The sequence below is a fragment of the Escherichia sp. MOD1-EC7003 genome (assembly GCF_002965065.1).
Lineage (GTDB): Bacteria > Pseudomonadota > Gammaproteobacteria > Enterobacterales > Enterobacteriaceae > Escherichia.
Genome location: NZ_PTRE01000267.1, coordinates 1 through 564 on the forward strand (window position 1 = coordinate 1; position 564 = coordinate 564).

The 564-nt window shown below is 47.0% G+C and carries 1 pseudogene; it reads left to right on the top strand.

Annotation, left to right across the window (positions count from 1 at the left end):
- Positions 1-218: 218 nt before the first annotated feature.
- Positions 219-506 (top strand): annotated as a pseudogene (mscS, locus tag A7090_RS25095) (small-conductance mechanosensitive channel MscS); the annotation flags it as partial.
- Positions 507-564 lie beyond the last annotated feature (58 nt).

Here is a 564-nt window from a genome sequence, read left to right on the forward strand (position 1 = left end):
AGGCGTTCACGCCGCATCCGGCATGATAAATCACACATTGTTATCTGTCTGAGGCCCGCTCTGCGGGTCTTTTTTTCACCAAAAGCAAGGTGATAGATAGGAGAAATCTGTGATCTATTTGGCAAAATTATGCTTTATTGTTTACCCTTGTCAGACTGCCCGTCATAAGACGACGGAGTGTATTTCTCCATTTTGAGTCAGTTGAAAAGGAATATTGAATGGAAGATTTGAATGTTGTCGATAGCATAAACGGCGCGGGGAGCTGGCTGGTGGCTAACCAGGCGCTGCTGCTAAGTTATGCAGTAAACATCGTGGCGGCACTCGCGATCATCATCGTTGGTTTGATTATCGCGCGGATGATTTCCAACGCGGTGAATCGCCTGATGATCTCCCGTAAAATCGATGCCACCGTTGCTGATTTTCTTTCTGCATTAGTCCGTTACGCAATTATCGCCTTTACGCTAATCGCTGCACTGGGTCGCGTGGGCGTACAAACAGCGTCGGTGTCAACGCCAAGATTATTGGCCGTTTTTCGCCATTTTTAATGTCCGCTATTGGTCATTA